Source organism: Chloracidobacterium sp. (assembly GCA_016715795.1).
Taxonomy (GTDB): domain Bacteria; phylum Acidobacteriota; class Blastocatellia; order Pyrinomonadales; family Pyrinomonadaceae; genus OLB17.
On the sequence record JADJXP010000001.1, the window covers coordinates 855,500 to 873,617 of the forward strand.

The 18,118-nt window shown below is 52.3% G+C and carries 19 protein-coding genes and 1 tRNA gene; 13 read left to right on the forward strand and 7 right to left on the reverse strand.

Features of this window, described 5'->3' with window-relative positions:
• Positions 1-32 precede the first annotated feature (32 nt).
• The 5 genes from IPM59_03895 (at position 33) to IPM59_03915 (ending at position 7,127) form a co-directional block, all read left to right on the forward strand.
• Positions 33-1,166, forward strand: coding sequence for a thiolase family protein (locus tag IPM59_03895; protein MBK9214729.1), 1,134 nt, complete (start codon positions 33-35; stop codon positions 1,164-1,166).
• Between the two features lie 100 nt (positions 1,167-1,266).
• Positions 1,267-4,110: a molybdopterin-dependent oxidoreductase gene (locus tag IPM59_03900; GenBank protein ID MBK9214730.1), complete on the forward strand. Its 2,844-nt coding sequence runs from the start codon at positions 1,267-1,269 to the stop codon at positions 4,108-4,110.
• The gene (locus IPM59_03905) at positions 4,107-5,129 is read left to right on the forward strand and encodes an FAD binding domain-containing protein (protein MBK9214731.1); all 1,023 of its coding nucleotides are present in this window, start codon (positions 4,107-4,109) and stop codon (positions 5,127-5,129) included. Before IPM59_03900 ends, IPM59_03905 begins: the two co-directional genes overlap by 4 nt.
• On the forward strand, positions 5,120-6,304 hold the full coding sequence (locus IPM59_03910) for a 2-hydroxyacyl-CoA dehydratase (protein ID MBK9214732.1): 1,185 nt from the start codon (positions 5,120-5,122) through the stop codon (positions 6,302-6,304). The genes IPM59_03905 and IPM59_03910 overlap by 10 nt, the downstream gene beginning before the upstream one ends.
• Position 6,305: 1 nt before the next feature.
• Positions 6,306-7,127 (forward strand): ATPase, encoded by an 822-nt coding sequence (locus IPM59_03915; protein ID MBK9214733.1) that lies wholly within the window; start codon positions 6,306-6,308, stop codon positions 7,125-7,127.
• 36 nt (positions 7,128-7,163) lie between these two features.
• Here the strand turns inward: IPM59_03915 and IPM59_03920 are convergent, their stop codons facing one another.
• From IPM59_03920 to IPM59_03945, 6 genes are all read right to left on the reverse strand, one after another.
• Positions 7,164-7,787, reverse strand: coding sequence for a nucleotidyltransferase family protein (locus tag IPM59_03920; GenBank protein ID MBK9214734.1), 624 nt, complete (start codon positions 7,785-7,787; stop codon positions 7,164-7,166).
• A complete protein-coding gene (locus tag IPM59_03925; GenBank protein MBK9214735.1) occupies positions 7,774-8,901 on the reverse strand; it encodes an XdhC family protein in 1,128 nt (375 codons plus the stop codon). Before IPM59_03925 ends, IPM59_03920 begins: the two co-directional genes overlap by 14 nt.
• Before the next feature lie 112 nt (positions 8,902-9,013).
• Positions 9,014-9,715, reverse strand: coding sequence for a tetratricopeptide repeat protein (locus tag IPM59_03930; protein ID MBK9214736.1), 702 nt, complete (start codon positions 9,713-9,715; stop codon positions 9,014-9,016).
• Positions 9,716-9,782: 67 nt separating this feature from the next.
• Positions 9,783-9,858: transfer RNA gene (locus IPM59_03935), tRNA-Ala, on the reverse strand.
• Between the two features lie 116 nt (positions 9,859-9,974).
• On the reverse strand, positions 9,975-10,757 hold the full coding sequence (locus tag IPM59_03940; protein ID MBK9214737.1) for an enoyl-CoA hydratase/isomerase family protein: 783 nt from the start codon (positions 10,755-10,757) through the stop codon (positions 9,975-9,977).
• Positions 10,758-10,815: 58 nt separating this feature from the next.
• Positions 10,816-11,187: a PilZ domain-containing protein gene (locus IPM59_03945; protein MBK9214738.1), complete on the reverse strand. Its 372-nt coding sequence runs from the start codon at positions 11,185-11,187 to the stop codon at positions 10,816-10,818.
• A 148-nt stretch (positions 11,188-11,335) separates the two neighbouring features.
• On the opposite strand from IPM59_03945, the gene trxB reads away from it, so the two are divergent.
• The 3 genes from trxB to IPM59_03960 are packed head-to-tail and all read left to right on the forward strand — an operon-like array spanning position 11,336 to position 13,540.
• Positions 11,336-12,346: a thioredoxin-disulfide reductase gene (trxB, locus tag IPM59_03950; protein ID MBK9214739.1), complete on the forward strand. Its 1,011-nt coding sequence runs from the start codon at positions 11,336-11,338 to the stop codon at positions 12,344-12,346.
• 4 nt (positions 12,347-12,350) lie between these two features.
• The gene (locus IPM59_03955; protein ID MBK9214740.1) at positions 12,351-12,647 is read left to right on the forward strand and encodes a zinc ribbon domain-containing protein; all 297 of its coding nucleotides are present in this window, start codon (positions 12,351-12,353) and stop codon (positions 12,645-12,647) included.
• A complete protein-coding gene (locus IPM59_03960; GenBank protein ID MBK9214741.1) occupies positions 12,644-13,540 on the forward strand; it encodes a VWA domain-containing protein in 897 nt (298 codons plus the stop codon). Before IPM59_03955 ends, IPM59_03960 begins: the two co-directional genes overlap by 4 nt.
• 6 nt (positions 13,541-13,546) lie before the next feature.
• Here the strand turns inward: IPM59_03960 and IPM59_03965 are convergent, their stop codons facing one another.
• Positions 13,547-14,389 carry a thymidylate synthase gene (locus IPM59_03965; GenBank protein MBK9214742.1) on the reverse strand — a complete coding sequence of 281 codons (843 nt, stop codon included), beginning with the start codon at positions 14,387-14,389 and terminating at the stop codon, positions 13,547-13,549.
• Positions 14,390-14,486: 97 nt separating this feature from the next.
• Here IPM59_03965 and IPM59_03970 point away from each other — a divergent pair, with 97 nt between their 5' ends.
• The 5 genes from IPM59_03970 to IPM59_03990 all read left to right on the forward strand — a co-directional run bounded on the left by IPM59_03970 (position 14,487) and on the right by IPM59_03990 (position 18,075).
• Complete coding sequence (locus IPM59_03970; GenBank protein ID MBK9214743.1) at positions 14,487-14,945, forward strand: hypothetical protein; 459 nt, start codon at positions 14,487-14,489, stop codon at positions 14,943-14,945.
• Positions 14,942-15,604: a hypothetical protein gene (locus IPM59_03975; GenBank protein MBK9214744.1), complete on the forward strand. Its 663-nt coding sequence runs from the start codon at positions 14,942-14,944 to the stop codon at positions 15,602-15,604. The genes IPM59_03970 and IPM59_03975 overlap by 4 nt, the downstream gene beginning before the upstream one ends.
• Entirely contained in the window at positions 15,601-16,593 is a 993-nt protein-coding gene (locus tag IPM59_03980) for a methyltransferase domain-containing protein (GenBank protein ID MBK9214745.1), read from the forward strand. Before IPM59_03975 ends, IPM59_03980 begins: the two co-directional genes overlap by 4 nt.
• On the forward strand, positions 16,590-17,231 hold the full coding sequence (locus IPM59_03985; protein MBK9214746.1) for a hypothetical protein: 642 nt from the start codon (positions 16,590-16,592) through the stop codon (positions 17,229-17,231). The genes IPM59_03980 and IPM59_03985 overlap by 4 nt, the downstream gene beginning before the upstream one ends.
• Positions 17,232-17,313: 82 nt before the next feature.
• Complete coding sequence (locus IPM59_03990) at positions 17,314-18,075, forward strand: class I SAM-dependent methyltransferase (GenBank protein ID MBK9214747.1); 762 nt, start codon at positions 17,314-17,316, stop codon at positions 18,073-18,075.
• Positions 18,076-18,118: the final 43 nt, after the last annotated feature.

Consider the following 18,118-nt stretch of genomic DNA (forward strand, 5'->3'; position numbering starts at 1 on the left):
TCTTGTTCGGGATTGATAGGTAAAAAGTTGATGTGAAAGCCTTTGTTGTCGAAGCCAAACGAACTGCAATTGGAAGATCCCATCCTGACAAGGGTGTCTTTCGAGACGTTCGGGCAGATGAACTCCTGGCGGCTTTGATAATGCGTGTCGTCGATAATGGGATTACATCCGAATATATCGATGATGTTTATATTGGCTGTGTCGGCCAGCATCTGGAGCAGGGAAAGAACATAGCCCGTCTGGCCGCATTGCTGGCCGGTCTGCCTGAAACTGTTCCTGCGACGACAATAAATCGCCTTTGCGCTTCCGGTCTCCAGGCATTCAACTTCGCGGTTTCGACGATCGAAAGCGGTCATGCAGATGTGATACTGGCCGGCGGTGTAGAACACATGCATCATGTGCCAATGATGGCCTCGATCGATTACAACGAATACCTTCTGGATCGCTATGCCTTTCCTTTTACCAACATGGGGTTGACGGCCGAGAACGTTGCTGAATCTTTTGCAATAAGCCGAAAGGAGCAAGATGTTTTCGCGTTCGAGAGCCACCAAAAGGCGATAACCGCCCAGGAAGCGGGGCGTTTCGATCGAGAGATCATCGCTATAGAGACAAGCGACGGGCTCGCTGGCACGGATCAATCACCACGGGCAACTACAGATATCGAGACGCTTGCAGGATTAAAGGCAGTCTTTAAGGATGGGGGTACGGTGACTGCAGGCAACAGTTCGCCGCTTAACGACGGCGCGAGTTTGACACTGCTTGCTTCGGACTATGCCTGTCAACGGCACGGACTGAAAAAAAAGGCAGAAGTTCTCGACTATTGTGTCGTCGGACTCGACCCATGTCAGATGGGTCTGGGACCGGTTCCGGCGATTCGAAGGCTGCTAAAGGACAATGATCTGACCGTGAAGGACATTGATCGGTTTGAGATGAACGAAGCGTTCGCCAGTCAGGCGATCGCGTGTATACGCCAACTTGGGCTACCTCCGGAACGGGTGAATCCTTGGGGCGGCGCGATCGCCTTGGGCCATCCGCTCGGAGCGACCGGAACGAGATTGATCGCGACATTATTGAATGGGCTAATCGCTGACGATCAGGAGTTGGGGATCGCTTCGCTGTGTATCGGACACGGTCAGGGCATGGCAACGCTCATTCGACGAGTGTGAGTTTACTGGGATGACTAAAATGACGGATTCGACAGACACGAGCACGATCGTCAGATTGGAAGTAAACGGGCGTCCATACAAGAAGTTGGTTCCATTCTCGATGACCCTGCTGGAGTTTCTGAGAGAAGAACTTGCCCTAACCGGTACAAAAAAAGGTTGTGACCTAGGGGAATGTGGCTGCTGCAGTGTGCTGATGAATGGCGTACCAATCCTGTCATGTATGACGCTGGCCGTCGAAGCACAGGATCGAGCTATTCGAACGATCGAAGGCATTGCCGATGGAGATCGACTTCACCCGGTACAGGAAGCAATGGTTGCTGAGGGTGCAATACAGTGTGGTTATTGCACCCCGGCGATGGTCATCAATGGCGTCCATCTCGCAGAAACGAATCCGTCGCCCACGAAGGATGAGATAAAGGCCTGCATCTCCTCCACAATTTGTCGCTGTACGGGTTACACAAAGATCGAGAAGGCAATCCAGCGAGCCGTCGATAGTGGCCGATCAGCCGTCGTCGTCGAAGACTCTGGCAAAGGGGAGCAACAATTATCCCAATATCAGATCGTTGGCCGACCCATTCCACAGATCTCTTCCGGGGAAAAGGTCACCGGCAAAGCCCTCTATACCGATGACATCCGGCTTCCAAATCCACTCTTTGTAAAGATTCTTCGCTCGCCTCACGCCAGTGCGAATATTCGGTCGATAGACGTCGCCATGGCGAGGGAGTTAGAAGGCGTCCGTGGAATTGTTACCGGTGATGACTTTATGCACACGTTCGGTGTTCTACCGATGAGTAAGGACGAGCCGGCGGTTGCCAAGGACCGAGTTCGATATGTTGGTGAACCGGTCGCTGCCGTTGCGGCCGAATCGGAAGAGATTGCCAGTCTGGCAATCACGCTCATTGACGTTCAATATGAAGTAACCGAGGCATGTCTTGACATGAAGGCGGCCTTGGAAAATACGACCGTGCCAATCCATCCTGAGCTGAAACGCTCCAACAACCTACATAAGCACGTGCTGCAGGAATTTGGCGATCTGGAACAAGGTTTTGCGGAAGCCAGCGTAACGGTTGAGAACAAATTCGAGTTTGCATCGGTGACCCATGCGTTTACTGAGCCCCATGCCACGCAGGTCGAGATCGACACGAACGGTAACCTGACCGTATTCTCTGCGACCCAAGTTCCACACTATTTGCATCTGGCGTTATCCGAGGTATTGGAAGTGCCGGCGCATAAAATTCGTGTTATCAAACCGCACTTGGGAGGCGGCTTTGGCGGAAAGAGCGATCCGTTTCCTCACGAAATGATCACTGCGAGACTGGCTCAAATTACGGGCAGGAACACGCGCCTGCGATTTACGCGCGAAGAGGTCTTTTTCAGCCATCATGGTCGGCATCCGACTGAACTAAAGATGCGCATCGGATTTCATCCTGAGAAAGGGATTACCGCGTTGGACGCTGACATTCTGATCGATGGTGGTGCGTATGGCAGTTTTGGAGTCGTGACGACTTACTATAACGGCGTACTTCTGCAGGGGCCATACCCAGTGCCAAATTTTAGGTTCGAATGCAACCGCGTTTACACGAATAAACCGATGTGCGGAGCGATGCGCGGGCACGGCGGCGTAAATCCGAGGTTTGCCAGCGAATCGCTTTTTGATATGGCCTGCGTTGCGGCCGGGGTTGATCCTTGCCAAGCCCGTATCGACCTTATTCACCGAGAGAATACACTTACTGTTAATGAATTTCGCATTACCTCCGTCGGTCTAAAGCAGGGTCTTGAAGAAGCAATGAGACGGTCGGGCTGGAGAGATAAATACGGCAAACTACCTTATGGAAAAGGGATCGGTGTGGCCTGCGGTTTCTTTATCAGTGGGAGCGCACTGCCGATCCATTGGGACCGGATGCCGTCATCGACGGTAAGGCTCACGATTGATCGGGACGGCGGCGTGACTATCTACTCCGGGGCAGCCGATCTCGGACAGGGTAGCGACACAATCTTGGCGATGATAGTGGCCGAAGTACTTGGGCTTCCGATGGATTATGTCCGAGTGATCGCAGCCGATACGAAAGTAACTCCCGTGGATCTGGGAAGTTACAGCTCGCGGGTGACCTTTATGGCCGGTAATGCCGCGCGAAACGCGGCAATACGAATGCGCCGGCTGTTGCTTGAAACAGCCTGCAAGATGCTCGAAGTCGAAATACCACCCTATCCAAAAGTCATGGATGCAGAAAGCTTCTTTCGCCAGGGTCGACGGAGCCCCGATTTCACAAACGACTTCCTCGGGCCAAATCCCGACTATTGGGACGACTTCACGTTTGTGGATAGAACGGTTTGTTATGCGCATGATAGCAGTGTTTTGGATTACCACGCAGTCGTTGAGGCAGGTCTGCAGGAACGCGGCATATTGCAGACAACCGGCATTTATGAATCTCCAAAGTTAGGTGGCAAGTTCAAGGGGGCGGGGGCCGGTCTGAGCCCCAGCTACAGCTTCACGGGCTTTATTACGGAGGTTACTGTTGATCCCGAAACGGGTAAAGTGTCTGTTGATAAGACGACGTGCGCCCATGATTGCGGATTCCCTATCAACCCTTTGGCTGTAGAGGGTCAGATCGAAGGTAGTATCCACATGGCTCTCGGGCAGGCCTTGATGGAAGAAGTGCTCTATACAGGCGGTGCAGTACAAAACCCGTCATTTCTTGAATACAAGATACCGTCTGCCTTTGACCAACCCGAGATAGACATCGTTCCAACACCGAGTGATGAAAGTGAAGGCCCGTTCGGAGCTAAGGAGGCCGGTGAAGGCGTATTGGCCCCCTTCATTCCTTCGATCGCGAATGCGATCTATGATGCCGTTGGTGTCCGATTGACCCAGGTCCCGATGCGTCCCGACCGAGTGTTAGCCGCTATCAGGGGACAAGGAAAGCGCGAAGGAGCAACACGATGACGACGCTTCTTGCACCATTCCAGTACAAACAGCCGAAGACTCTGGATCAGGTCTTTCACCTTGTTCGCCAATTACAGAGTGAGGGCCGTACATTCATCTTCTCGGGTGGCGGAACCGATGTTATTTCTTTACTGAAGCATCAGCTCAGCGATCCTCAGACCGTGATCTCTCTGTCGGAACTGCATTCTCTCAAACAGATCAAGATGCTCTCGGCAGACAGAATCCAAATAGGAGCTCTGACGTCGCTTGCCAGCCTCATGCATGATAGTAAAGTGCAGGAATTGGTACCGGCGCTTGCGGCTGCGGTTGGACGCGTTGCGAGTCCCCAGATCCGTAATCAGGCAACGATCGGCGGAAATATCCTGGTCACAAATCGATGTATCTTCTTCAATCAGAGTGAACTCAATCGCGAATCTCACTCGGCGTGCTTTAAGGCCAAGGGCGAGATATGTCACCTAGTCAAGAGCGCAAAACGCGGAAGGTTACCACTGTGTCAGGCGCGTTTCGTTTCCGATACGGTACCGGTCTTATTGTTGCTCGATGCGGAATTGGTGTTAGTCGGGCCTGAGCGAGAGCGACGTATTGCGGCAAAGGATCTTTTCCTGCCCGACGGTATTGACTGTAAGAACATTCAGGGTGATGAAATACTCTTGTTTGTCGAGATCGATGTATCTTCGGAGAGGAGGATACATTATGAAAAGCTGACGGTACGTGACACTCAGGACTTCCCGTCCCTTGGTATCGCGGTTGGCATCGAAGTTACGGATGAGGAAATAAACGATGAGAATGCGTGTTTGAGTGTTGCTATGACCGGTATTAATACTCGCCCGGAGTTGATGGAGTTTCGATTCAAAGACTATGGCTCGTATGGTGAGATGGTAAACGAGGCATGCCATCAGGCAAACAAGAAAGCCCTGACCTTTCAGCAGGATCTTTTCCCGCGTGGTTATCGAAAGAAGCTGGTTGAGGTGTACATACGTAGGGCCGTCAAACAGCTGACAGGAGATTTATGGATCTGAAGCAAATCATGCAGAACTATTTCCTTGATCTGGATGCAGCTGCGAAAGATCCAGATCGCAAGGTTGCCTGGTGTACATCCGTAGGCCCGGCAGAAATATTGCGAGCAATGGGCTTTGACGTGTATTTCCCGGAGAATCACGGAGCTATGCTGGGGGCAACGCGTCTGTGCATGGAGACTATCCCTGTTGCTAACTCAAAAGGATATTCTCCTGAGATCTGTAGTTATCTAACATCAGATATCGGAGCTTACCTGAAAAATATTACTCCTCTAGCGAAGGCTTATGGCGTAGAAGATGTTCCAAGGCCGGATGTTTTAGTTTATAACACGAATCAGTGCAAGGACGTGATGCACTGGTTTGAGTTCTACGCGAGAGAATTTGATGCACCCATCTTTGGGATACACTCTCCGGCACATTTGCCGGAAGTAGAACCGGAGCATATTGCCAATGTTGTTGCCCAATTTAAACAGCTGATCCGTTCTCTGGAGGAAATTACTCAAGAAAAGTTTGACCCCAAAAAGCTGGAGCGCTGTCTAGCCCTTTCAAGCGGGGCGACGAGCCTTTGGTCGGAGGTCCTAAAAACGGCAATAGCAGATCCGAGCCCATTTAGCTTTTTTGATGCAACTATCTTTATGGGGCCTATCGTGGTATTGCGCGGTACGGAAATAGCGAGAGATTATTATCGGGACTTGTTAATGGAACTGGAGCAGAAGGTGGCAACTACGCGCTCTCGCGAGAATGCTGTTCAGAAACGGGTCTACTGGGAAGGGATGCCGATTTGGGGACGATTGCGACATCTTTCGGAGTTATTCAAGCGTAACGATACCTGCGTAGTCGCTTCGACGTACTGCAATAGCTGGATTTTTGCTGATTTTGATCCGCATGATCCGCTGCCAAGCATGGCGCTGGCCTATCTGCAGATTTTCATCAATCGTAACGATACCTATAAAGAGAAGTATATTTCCGACATGGTCAAGATGTATTCTGTGGACGGTGTGATATTCCATGCCGCTAAAACTTGCCCTAACAACAGTAACAGCTATTACAACCTGCCTGGACGGCTGAAGCGGAATGGAATTCCGACTATCGTTATTGATGGTGACCTTTGTGATCTGCGTTGTTTCTCGGATGAGCAGTCAACCAACGTGATCGAGGCATTCTTGGAAACTCTCTAAAATGAAAGAACCGTCTGCTCAATTAAGCGAGAACGCTCGGTATTATTGGGGCGTCGATTGTGGCAGTTCTGAGATCAAAGTAGTGCTCTGCGATGCGTCGGGAAATATTCTTCATAAAAAGAAAGGAAAAACCTTGTTTCCACTCTATCAGAACGTCTATAACGCTCTGAATGACGGGGATGCAACCCCATTCGTGGAGAACAGCCCTATAACAAAGGATAATCATAAGATTATTGCGACCGGATATGGCCGTCACCACCTTCAGTTTGTCGATGACAAATTAACCGAGATCAAGGCTCATTTTCTCGGTGTTCAGCATCAACTCAAACTCGATGTCCCTTACACGATCATAGATATTGGGGGGCAGGACGCAAAAGTGATCACCATCGATAACAGCAAGGTGGATGAATTTGCCATGAACCGAAAATGTGCTGCCGGCACAGGGGCTTTTATTGAGGAATTGGCCCATCGGCTCGAAGTGCCCATCGGCGATATGACGAAGCTGGCGAATCAGCACGATAAGGAATTCATGCTAAACAGCTTCTGTACGGTCTTTTCCGGTCAGGAAGTAATTAAGACATTGATGAATGGTGAGCGGATCGAGAATCTTATTTTCGCCCTTTACCGATCTGTGGTTAAGCGTGTTCTTGAAATGACTGTCGTGAGTACCGACATAGTCGCTTTCTCAGGAGGCGTTATCGCTCATCACCCATTGCTGGTCGAACTATTCGGCCAAAAATTGAGCGATAAGGAGATGGTCCTTACACCTGAGACTCAGTATTGTGGAGCTCTTGGTGCTGCAGTTCACGGAATGTCGGTGTAATGAAACAAACATTCATGTGATCTTAGACGAGTGAGCTCAGGATCCTTTTGGCACATCAAGACACGAAAGACGATCCTGAAGATCACTCTGCGTGTCTACGTCGAAACTCGCCTCGGGGAGCCCGATTCTCAAGGTGTTTTTATGGTTTCTGATAATATCCCGGGCGCCTTTGTCGCCTTCGAGCTGCATCAGAAGATCGAACAATTCGCTAGAGAACAAGGCCGGTACACCCGTTATGCCATTGTATTCTGCTGCGATGACCGCAGGTGCTGACCGATAGAATTCTGTGACAAAAAGATTGATTTTGTCAGTCGTCACATGCGGCTGGTCGCAAAGGGTAATCATGAGGCCCGAGAGCTTAGGCTCGATATGCAGTAACTCGTCTAGTCCGGTCCGAAGCGATGAACTCATTCCTGTCTCCCAGTCGCGATTTATACATACATTGACATCCAAGTCTGCGATCTCTCGCATTGATCTGTCGACTTCGGCTCCAAGAACTACCACCACCGGCTCACATTTGGACTCGGCCAAGGACTTGGCTGCATGGCGTAACAGCGTTGTTCGGTAATATTGGACAAGCTGCTTTGGTGGGCGCAATCGGCTTGAGCCGCCGGCTGCGAGTAGCAGTCCTCCGATCTTGGCGTTCTCAATCACGGTCATAGATCGGGCCCTGGCGATGGCGGAGTTGGCCGCCCTTACGATTTGCGAGAACACTCTGGATCTCACCAACGATCGAGAGGGCAATGGTCTCGGGTGTACTAGCTCCGATATCGAGGCCAGCCGGAGCGTAGAGCCGGGCAAGCTGTTCGTCCGTGAAAGAACTTCCGTTTGCCGTCATCTCCTCAAGTATTTGTTCGGTACGGCGTTTGGGGCCGAGAACACCGATATAAAAGGCACTTGACTGGAGTACGGCGGGTAAGAGAGATCGGTCACGCAAGTAGTTGTGGGTCATAATGACCACAGCTGTACGCTCATCGAAGTGGCTTGGGCTCAGCGGCTCCTCGAGATTCTGGAGGATGAGTTCTTGGGCCATTGGAAATCGGTCGCCGGTCAAAAGTGCCGGTCGGTGATCGTGTACCCTTACTTGCCACCCAACTTCTGTGACGATCCGCACCATTGGCGCTGCATCGGCTCCGGCGCCGAACAGCCTAAGCGAGATCGGCGGCTCTATGTTCTCCAGTACGAATTCGAAGGTGCCTTCTTTGAGACCGAATGTCTGAGATCTACAGACTTCATTTGAAATAAAAAACTGGGAGCAGGTATCGTGCAGTTGCGATAGAGTTGCAAGGAACGGCGGCAGACCACTAGTTCGGAACCCTGAGTGTGCGTCATAAAACGCCCGCCCGCCGATACTCTCATTCTTTGCAGAGTCAGTCGAAACCACGGTCGCGATGGTCAGTTTTGCACGTGCGTGATCTACTGCCAGGAGTCTGTTGATGAGAACACTCTCACGGCTGATCGGCTCCAGCAGGATGCGAATGACACCGCGGCAGCCCATGTTCATGCTGAAGACAGAATCCTGGTCGCTACTCGTATCATAGGTTAGTACCGTTGAACGCTGAGATTTGAGAACCTGTTTTGCACGTTCGAGCACATCGGCTTCAAGACAGCCGCCTGAAATAATACCTACGGTCTTACCGTTTGCGAGTATGAGCATGCGGGCTCCTGGTAGCCGATAGCTGGAGCCCCGCACATCGACAACCGTTGCGAGCACCGTGCTCTCATCTACGGCAGCGGTCGCAATCGCATCAAGAATCTGCCGGAGCTCTTTCATCTGATGATGTCCATACGTCTAAATCGCCGCCACACCCGCCATTTTGCGCTCACCGCAAGAACAAGTCACTTGTCTCGACAGTAATGCCTGTTTGGGACGAATATTCATCATCTTACCTAGTACTCGGTCGCGAGAGTTCAGGATTATTGGGGTTAACCTTCTTCAATCGCTCGAGTGTCTTAGCAAGGTTCTCTTGGTCTCCTTTTTCACGGTAGGCAAAGGCAAGATTCTGAAGGGCCTTTTCGAATTTAGGATCGGCCGAAAGAATGGTATTGAACTCGGCTATAGCGCGGTCGACGTCGGCCGGCTCTCTCGACAAGAATGTCAACGCCAAGTCGTTTCGGATGTCTTTGTCATTAGGAGCTTTCTTCAAGGCTTCGCGATACCATTTCTCTGCGTCCAAAAACTTGCCACCATCATAAAATGCGTTCCCGGCCTTGATCAGCGGCTCGGCCTCGGCGGGCTTGACCTTGCTCGCTGCCTCATAGAATTTTGCAGCTTCGTCAAACCGCTGGATCTGATAATAGAGGTCCGCTGCGGTCATCTGAGCCTCGTAATTTTGGGGTTCGGAGCGGGCCTTTTCGATCGCAGCCGATACTTCAGGAACCGACATTCCGCTAGACTGGCCGTTAACATTACCAATCGGCGGGTGGTTGGGCGGCAGGGCCGAATTTGCGGCCATTAGCTGATTTGCTGCCGGCAGCGAACTTTTGGACGTGGTCGCATCGCGATTGACGCTGTTAGCGAACATAAACCCTACTATCAGCCCGATCATCAGGCCGAGTACAGCAAAAAGCAGATTTTCCTTGTTCATTCAAACTAGATTATAGCCAAAATCCGGGCATAGAAAAGGCGTCCGTAGGACGCCTTCATTCAAGAGATGGTGGAGACGAGGGGGATCGAACCCCTGACCTCATGAATGCCATTCATGCGCTCTCCCAGCTGAGCTACGTCCCCGTTACGCAATTACGAATTGCGAATTACGAATTATAGATTACGGACGGCCCTTAGGGCAAACTCCGTCTGTCGCCCAAGAAGCCATTCATAATTCGGCATTTTTAATGCCTAACTTATCAGCGGCCTTTGAAAACAGGCTTGCGCTTTTCGAGAAATGCGGCGACACCTTCCGTTTTGTCGTCGGTCGAAAAGCAGATGGCGAACAGGTCCACTTCTCGGCGCAGCCCCTCGTCAAGATTTGATCGGGAGGCAAACTTGACGGCCTCCTTTGAGAGCTGCAGGGCGATCGGCGCTTTTTCGGCGATCCTTTCGGCGAGCTTCATTGTTTCGGGTTCGAGTTGATCGGCTGGAAAGACGTGATTAACGAGGCCAAATTGCGCGGCAGTCACTGCGTCGATCATGTCGCCGGTCAGGGCCATCTCCATGGCACGGCCTTCGCCTATCAGGCGCGGCAGCCGCTGGGTGCCGCCGCCACCGCACATAATACCGAGATTGATCTCGGGTTGTGAGAATCTTGCATTTTCACTAGCCATGCGTATGTCGCAGGCCATTGCCAGTTCGTTGCCGCCACCCAGGCAAAACCCATTGACCATCGCGATTACGGGCTTAGGAAACGTATCGATCGAGTTGAACAGCGAACGCTCATGAAAGCTGTCACGCTGCGTTACGGGCGTCTGTCCCTCAAATTCGCTGATGTCGGCGCCGGCTATGAACGATTTTTCACCGGCACCGGTTATTACCAGCACACGAATCTCGTTGTCCTTGCGTAAATTGTCCAACGCGGCCACGCCTTCTGAGTGGACCTTGTTGTTGAGTACATTGAGTTTATCGGGACGGTTGATGGTGAGAACGGCTACTCGGCCACGGCGTTCTACGGTGATCGTTTCAAACTTTGACATAAAAAGGACACAGGGCTATCCGGCCAGTCGCGACGATGGGCAGTCGCAGCGTTCAGTATCATTCACTCACGCCATCGACAATGTTATCGTCAGCGATCCATGCCACGAAAAGCCTGAGCCAGTTTTCTTTGGGTTCTTCAATTGAAACGCCGACACGCGATGTTCCATAGCTCGCCGGCAGGATACGGACGACCTGGGCTTTGACCTCAACGGGAACACCATTTGGCCTGTGCGAGCGGATGTAGAGGCTGTCGCCTTGCTTTATAGGCTGATTCAACTGAAATAGAGCCCCAAGTGTCGAGATATCGTCTGTCTCAGTCGGTTCACTCCACGCCGCCCCGTCATCGGCCCGCCCCGATACGACAATGGGCAGGCGGAGGGCCATTCTGAGTGCAAACCGTTTTTCCTCGAAAGGCTGGATAGAGGTCATCACGAAACTGATCAAAACGCGCGGAAGCCAAAAACTCCGTTTAGCTTAACACGAAACGGCCCGCCGGAACACAATTTACCCGAAACCCGACGATAGTTATACTATACCAACAGCGATTATCCAAAGATTTGGCGTCGCTGCAGAGTTTATGTCTGTCTCAGAAATTCGTCGTAAGGTAGTCATCCTCGGTTCGGGCCCCGCAGGCCTGACAGCGGCCATTTATGCAGGCCGGGCACAGCTCGATCCGCTTGTGATCGATGGCCCACAGCCGGGCGGTCAGCTGACCATAACCACCGATGTCGAGAATTATCCGGGCTTTGCCGACGGTATCATGGGGCCCATACTCATGGACGAGTTTCGCGCGCAGGCATTAAGGTTCGGTACCGAGATCATCAATGTATGGATCGATCGAGTCGACCTGTCTGAGCGGCCGTTCACTCTCTACGGCAAAGAAAGCGAAGACAGTGACGGAGTATCCACCGTAATAAAAGCTGAAACGCTTATTATCGCAACGGGCGCGTCAGCCAAATGGCTTGGTATCCCCGGCGAGGCACCGCTGCCCGACGGTCTCGGTGGTAATGGCGTGTCAGCTTGTGCGACCTGTGACGGGTTCTTTTTCCGTGATATGCCGATCGTTGTGGTCGGCGGTGGCGATACGGCGATGGAAGAGGCACTGTTTCTGACCAAGTTTGCCTCGGAGGTGACCCTGGTGCATCGCCGTGACGAGTTTCGTGCTTCGAAGATAATGCAGGACCGCGTTCTTGCACATGCGAAGATAAAGGTCGTGTGGGATACAGAGGTCACTGAGATACACGGTACAAAGGAAAGCGGTGTTGACAGCGTGACGTTACTTAACAGAAAAACCGGCGAAACAACGAGTCTGGCAACACGGGGCGTATTCATTGCCATAGGTCACAAGCCCAACACCGACCTTTTTGCGGGTGTTCTCGATATCGACGAGGTAGGTTACCTAAAGACAGAAGGCCGGACGATGAGAACAAGGATTCCCGGGGTTTTCGCCAGTGGTGATGTCCAGGATTCATACTATCGCCAAGCTGTAACGGCTGCCGGAACGGGCTGTATGGCGGCAATCGACGCCGAGCGGTTTTTGGCCGAGAATGAGATCGAACAAGTGACGAGCGAGAAAGTAAGAGCTTAGCGAAATGCCGATTTACGAGTATAAATGTCAGCAATGCGGGGCCCAGCTTGAGGTGCGCCAAGGAGTATCGGACAAACCTCTCACGACTTGCGAAAAATGCCATGGCAAGCTCGAGAAGCAATGGTCACTGTCGGGTTTTCAGTTTAAGGGAGCGGGTTGGTACGTTACAGATTACGCGGGAAAAAAAACTGAATCGAGTTCCAAGGTGGAATCAACGGTTGCCTCCGATACGGCATCAAAACCAACAGACAAGACGACAACGGCCTCCGACGCGAAAGTCTCAAAGCCTGAGAAGACATGATCCGCTGCTTAACCATTGCGACCGTTTGCCTGTTGACGCTGGCCATCAGCGGTATGGGTCAATCACGCCGGAACAACCGGGGCGACAGCATTGAAGGCACGGTCCTGCCTGTTATCGCCGAGCGCAGTGGCAAGAACGAAGGCCCGATCAAGATTGAAGACCTTTTTCTATATGAGAATGGTGTCGAGCAACGGATCAGGAACTTTGTTCCAGATCCGAGTCCGTCCAGGATCCTAGTCCTGGTGGACAATTCACAAACGCTGCCTGTCTCGACCGATACTCTGAAAAAGGCAGTGATGGAATTCGCTTACGAGATATTTGAAGGCGACCAACTCTTCGTTGTTGCCTATGACGAAAAGGCCGAGATCATTCAGGAATGGACCGACGATGCTAAGAAGATGGAGGCGTCGCTGGAGACCTTTCGCAAAAGGGGGAATCCAAACCTCTTCGATGCGCTCGAGATCTCGATGAAAGAGATATTGCTTCCGCTGATGCCCGGCACACGCAAGACAGCGGTGGTACTCGTGGGTGATGGACTGGATCGAGGCAGCAAAGCGACCTTCGACAAGATCCTTGCCGAGTATCAGAACGAGAATGTGGCCGTATATTCGCTTCAGATCGCCGATCGCACAGGTGGAGCTTACCGGCGCGATCAGCCAAAGGCCGCTGCTATAATGACACGCCTTGCGGATGAGACCGGCGGAAAAGTATTTCCCTTCGAAGAGGCCCAAGCCGCAGCAAAGGCGATTTGTGACGAATTAAGGCGGAACCGTTACCTGCTCTCTTATCTACCAACCAACGCTACATCCTTCGATTCGCGCCGACTCCTGCTTACTGCATCCGAGGGGATCAACATCCGGATGAAAACTGCCCAACCACCGAATGTAAAGTAGTCAAGTTTAGACCGCGACCGGCGCGGCGATCTTGCCCCATGACTGATAGTTTTCTAATTTCAGGTTCTCAAAGCTGAAATTCAGCAAGCCGTGGAGGCCTTTCAGATCATCTGCATTGACAAGTGCTAACTCGGGTAGCGGCATTGGCTCCCGGGCGAGAAGCTCGTCAACCTGTTCGAGATGGTTGGCGTAGATATGCAGGTCACCAAATGTATGGACAAACTCTCCGGCACTGAGCCCTGTCACATGCGCAACGAGATGGGTGAGCAAGGCGTAGCTCGAAATATTGAAAGGCACGCCAAGAAAGGCATCTGCTGAGCGTTGGTAAAGCTGACAATGCAGAGTTCCGCCGTCTACCTTGAATTGAAAGAGCGTATGACACGGTGGCAACGCAACGTCGTCACACACACGCGGATCCCAACCCGATACGATCAGCCGTCGCGAATTTGGGTTTGTCTCGATCTCGCTTATCAGCCGAGCGATCTGATCTACGCCATTCGTTCGCGGGTAATCCCCGCCGAAGGATCGCCATAGGTAACCGTAAACAGGCCCAAGATCACCGACATCGCGTTCAAACCTAGCGGTCTGTTCCTTGGTTGCCCACTCGGCCCATATATCTACGCCTTGCGCTCTAAGTGCGGTTTCATCGGTCGATCCGCTCAGGAACCAAAACAGCTCCTCCGCGACCCACCGAAACGGCACACGCTTTGTCGTGACGATCGGAAACCCCTCGCGAAGGTCGAACCGCATCTGATATCCAAATGTAGAGAGTGTTCCGACCCCTGTCCGGTCCTCGTGTCGCGTTCCGTGAGCCAAAATATGCTTGAGTAGATCGTGAAGTTGGCGCATCAAATGAATATTAAATAGTCGATAGAGAATAGTAAAGATAGGCGGTTCTCAGCCCGTGATTTACTATTCGCGGTTTCCGATTTACCATTTATTAGCAATGTTGGAGATAAGTTTTAACTCACCTCAATGCGGTTGGATGTCGATTGGTTTTAATGACGGCTCGAATGAGTTTCATACGACGACGGCACATTCACCGCACGAGGGAGCTTTAGGCGATCTGATGTCTATACTTTCCGCGATCGCGAACCCGGCGACTCGTGAGAACGAGCACACATTGAGATGGAACCGTGATCCGGAGGAGTTTGACTTTCGTTTTCTCCGTACCGGTGAGGAGTTGACGATCGAGATCTACCAGTATCCATCCGACCGGCGTGATAGCCGAGAGCGTGAGCTTGTTTTCTCGCACAACGGTACAGTCAGTGACGTGTGCTCTGCATTTGCCGAAACCTTCGAGCAGCTTTATCAGGATCGCGATACTGACGAATTCGAGTTCAACTGGCGTCAGCCTTTTCCCATTGCGGAGTTTGGCAGGTTCAAATCTGTGGTCTCCGGATGAGAAGGTGGCTCCTAAGGTTGCTGCTGGTCGGTGCGACAATTGTCGTGCTTATGGCCGTTTGGATCGGTCTTGATCTTAATTGGTCATACAAGGTGGACATTCGAGATTTCGATCCGGACGAGGTCGCCCGTCTCGATACGGCAATGTGGCGGTCGTACTATGAGCGTGAGCGACTAAGACTATTCCGAGAACTTACTGAGCTTCTTGGCCACCAGTTCCATTTTCCATTCTGGCGCCGACAACTCGTCGCGTTTCATGCGGCGAAGGGAGCATTCGTCTTCAAGGACGGGCACTCCCGCGATGGCTACCTCAATGCAATGCCTGACGTTCAGCGGTTCTATGAACAGATCCGCGATGTAAGCATCACGGATTTTGATGCTCATAGGGCTGCTGAACTTGAGGTCGAATGGTGGATAGTTCACCGTCAGCGGAAGATGCATCAGCCGGGCGATCTTTCGCGGGCGCTCGCCGAGGCGGCCGCGGCCGTCTACCGTCTGCCGGCAGAGAACTTTACCGAGCATGCCGACCTCCGCGCTCAAGCGATGGAGATCCGGGATAGCAAGGCCGAGGCCGGCGGTGTTACAGAAGGAGACTGGCGGCATATAGACGAGCTACTCCACCGATCGTGGCGTTCGCTTCACGTGGCGGTAAACAAATGAAAGAGAGACTTCTGGACCTTCTGGCATGCCCCACGTGCGGTGGTGATATCCTGCTCGCTTACGCGAGTTCCTACGAGGACAAGGAGATCATAGAAGGTGTCTTGACCTGTAGGAAATGCACGCGCGAATACAAGGTCGTCCATGGTGTCCCACGGTTTGCCGACCTTGGTAAGGTCGACGAAGATAAGGCGGCAACGGCCGAGAATTTTGGCTGGCAATGGACAAATTTTACACAGGAAGACTCACGTTACGAAGAGCAATTGCTGGGCTGGCTCCAGCCCGTAAAACCTGAGTTTTTCGAAGGAAAGATAGTCCTCGAAGGCGGCTGCGGCAAAGGCCGCCATACAAAACTCACCGCCAAATGGGGAGCAAAAGAGGTCGTCGGCATCGACCTCGGAGACGGCGTTGAATCCGCATTCGCCCTTACCCGCAACCTGCCAAACGTGCATATCGTCCAGTGCGATATCTACAAGCTGCCGTTAAGAAAAGTATTCGACTACGCATTTAGCGTTGGCGTCTTACACCACACACCAGACCCGAAGGGAGCGTTCCTCTCGCTGGCTGGCAAGGTAAAAAAGGGCGGACATCTCTCGGCCTGGGTTTATGGCGCGGAGAACAACGAATGGATCACGAGATACGTGGATCCCGTGCGGAATGGCTTCACATCGCGAATCTCTCAGCCTGTGCTATACCAGGTTTCAAAGCTGCCGACGCTTGGCGTTTTTCTCTCGACAAAGTTGGTTTATCGCCCGCTGAACTCCGTCGCAAAGCCGGTGGCAAGCAGACTTTTTTATAACGAATATCTCAATCACCTCGGAACCTTCGGCTGGCGCGAGCATCACAATATCGTCTTTGACCATCTGGTTGCTCCGACCGCATTCTATCTCTCAAAGACAGAGTTTGAACAATGGTGGAGTGAGGTCGACGCAACTGATGTCGAGATCACATGGCACAATAAGAACAGTTGGTGTGGATTTGGCAAATTATGAGATTTGAGCGGGGCGTTGGCAAGAGATACCGTCAGTCGATCGAGGATGCGTTTGATACGATCATCGCGCGCGGAAACAACTTTCATCGCGAAATGATGAGCGAGATCGTGAAGTCGCGAATGCTCATTCGCTGTAGACCGGTTAAGGAGGTTAATGCGTCCGGTATCACGGGGGTGATCGATTCCGGATGTACAAATGCTAAGATCACGACCGGTCCGATGAGCTTGCGCGAGGCCCTAGGCGAGATCTACATTGCCATCGCAGAGGAGACGATCGATACCGGTTGCCAGCGCGGCTGCGAGGGGACGTTTGTCCACGAGGGGCGTCATGCGTACGACTTCGCACAGACCATTGCGAGCCTGTCGAACGCAGCCGTTAATCCGCTAAGTATCTTTAATCCAACGCTTTACGAGCTCGAATGGGAAGCCCACAAGACCGCCGGCGACTATCTGCTATGCATCGACAAAAAAGAATACCTTGACGAGGGCCTTCAGCTCATGATCCTTTGCTCCACCGAATCTGGCGGCTGCGAACTCAGCGACGACGGCATTCGCCGACGCTTGAACGAGAGCTACGGAATGCAGCCCGACGGCAACGTCGGCCCCCTCGCAAGCGAGATGATGGGCCTTACCGTTTAGCCACGCGTTTACACGAATCATACGAATTACGGATTGGTTTTTGATTCGTGTGGTTCGTGTAATTCGTGGCAAACTACGTCTTATGAATGCCGACCTGCCACAAGAAATGCAGCAGCACACCTACGCCATCATGGACGAGGTCGAGGGCTCGCATTGGTGGTTTGTCGGCCGTCGCGCAATTCTCGAGAGCTTTCTCGAATCGATCGTCTCAAGGCTTGAGACTTCAGACTCACGACTGCGTGTCCTGGATGTCGGCTGCGGCACCGGAGCGAATATTGAGATGTTGTCGCAATACGGCGACGCCGAGGGCGTCGATGTATCGGACGACGCGTTGGAAATCTGCCGCCGCAAGGGATTAAAGGTAGAAAAAGGCCTCGCCGAGCGGTTGCCTTACAATGACGGAGCCTTTGATGTTACGACAGCCCTCGACGTGATTGAGCATCTCGACGACGACGTTGCGGGCCTCAAAGAGATGCATCGGGTCACTCGTGGCGGCGGGTATTCGCTGTTTTTTGTGCCCGCGTTCATGTGGCTGTGGGGCGTGCAGGATGATATCTCGCATCATCGCATTCGTTACACACGGAAACAGATCGTCGAACGGATCGAGAACGCCGGTTACACGGTCGAGCGGGCAACCTACGCAAATTGGACCTTCTTCGCCCCGATCCTCGGCGGCCGTGTGATAATGAAACTAACCGGCATCAAACCAGCCTCCGAGAACAACATCAACGTGTCCGCCCTTAACGGCGTGTTTGGAAAGCTATTCTCGGCCGAGCGGTTCTGGCTCAAGAAGTTCAATTTTCCCATCGGCGTCTCGATCGTGGTCGTAGCGAGAAAGAACTGACCACTGATAAACACGATTCGACAGAGATAAGAAGTGCCTCTGT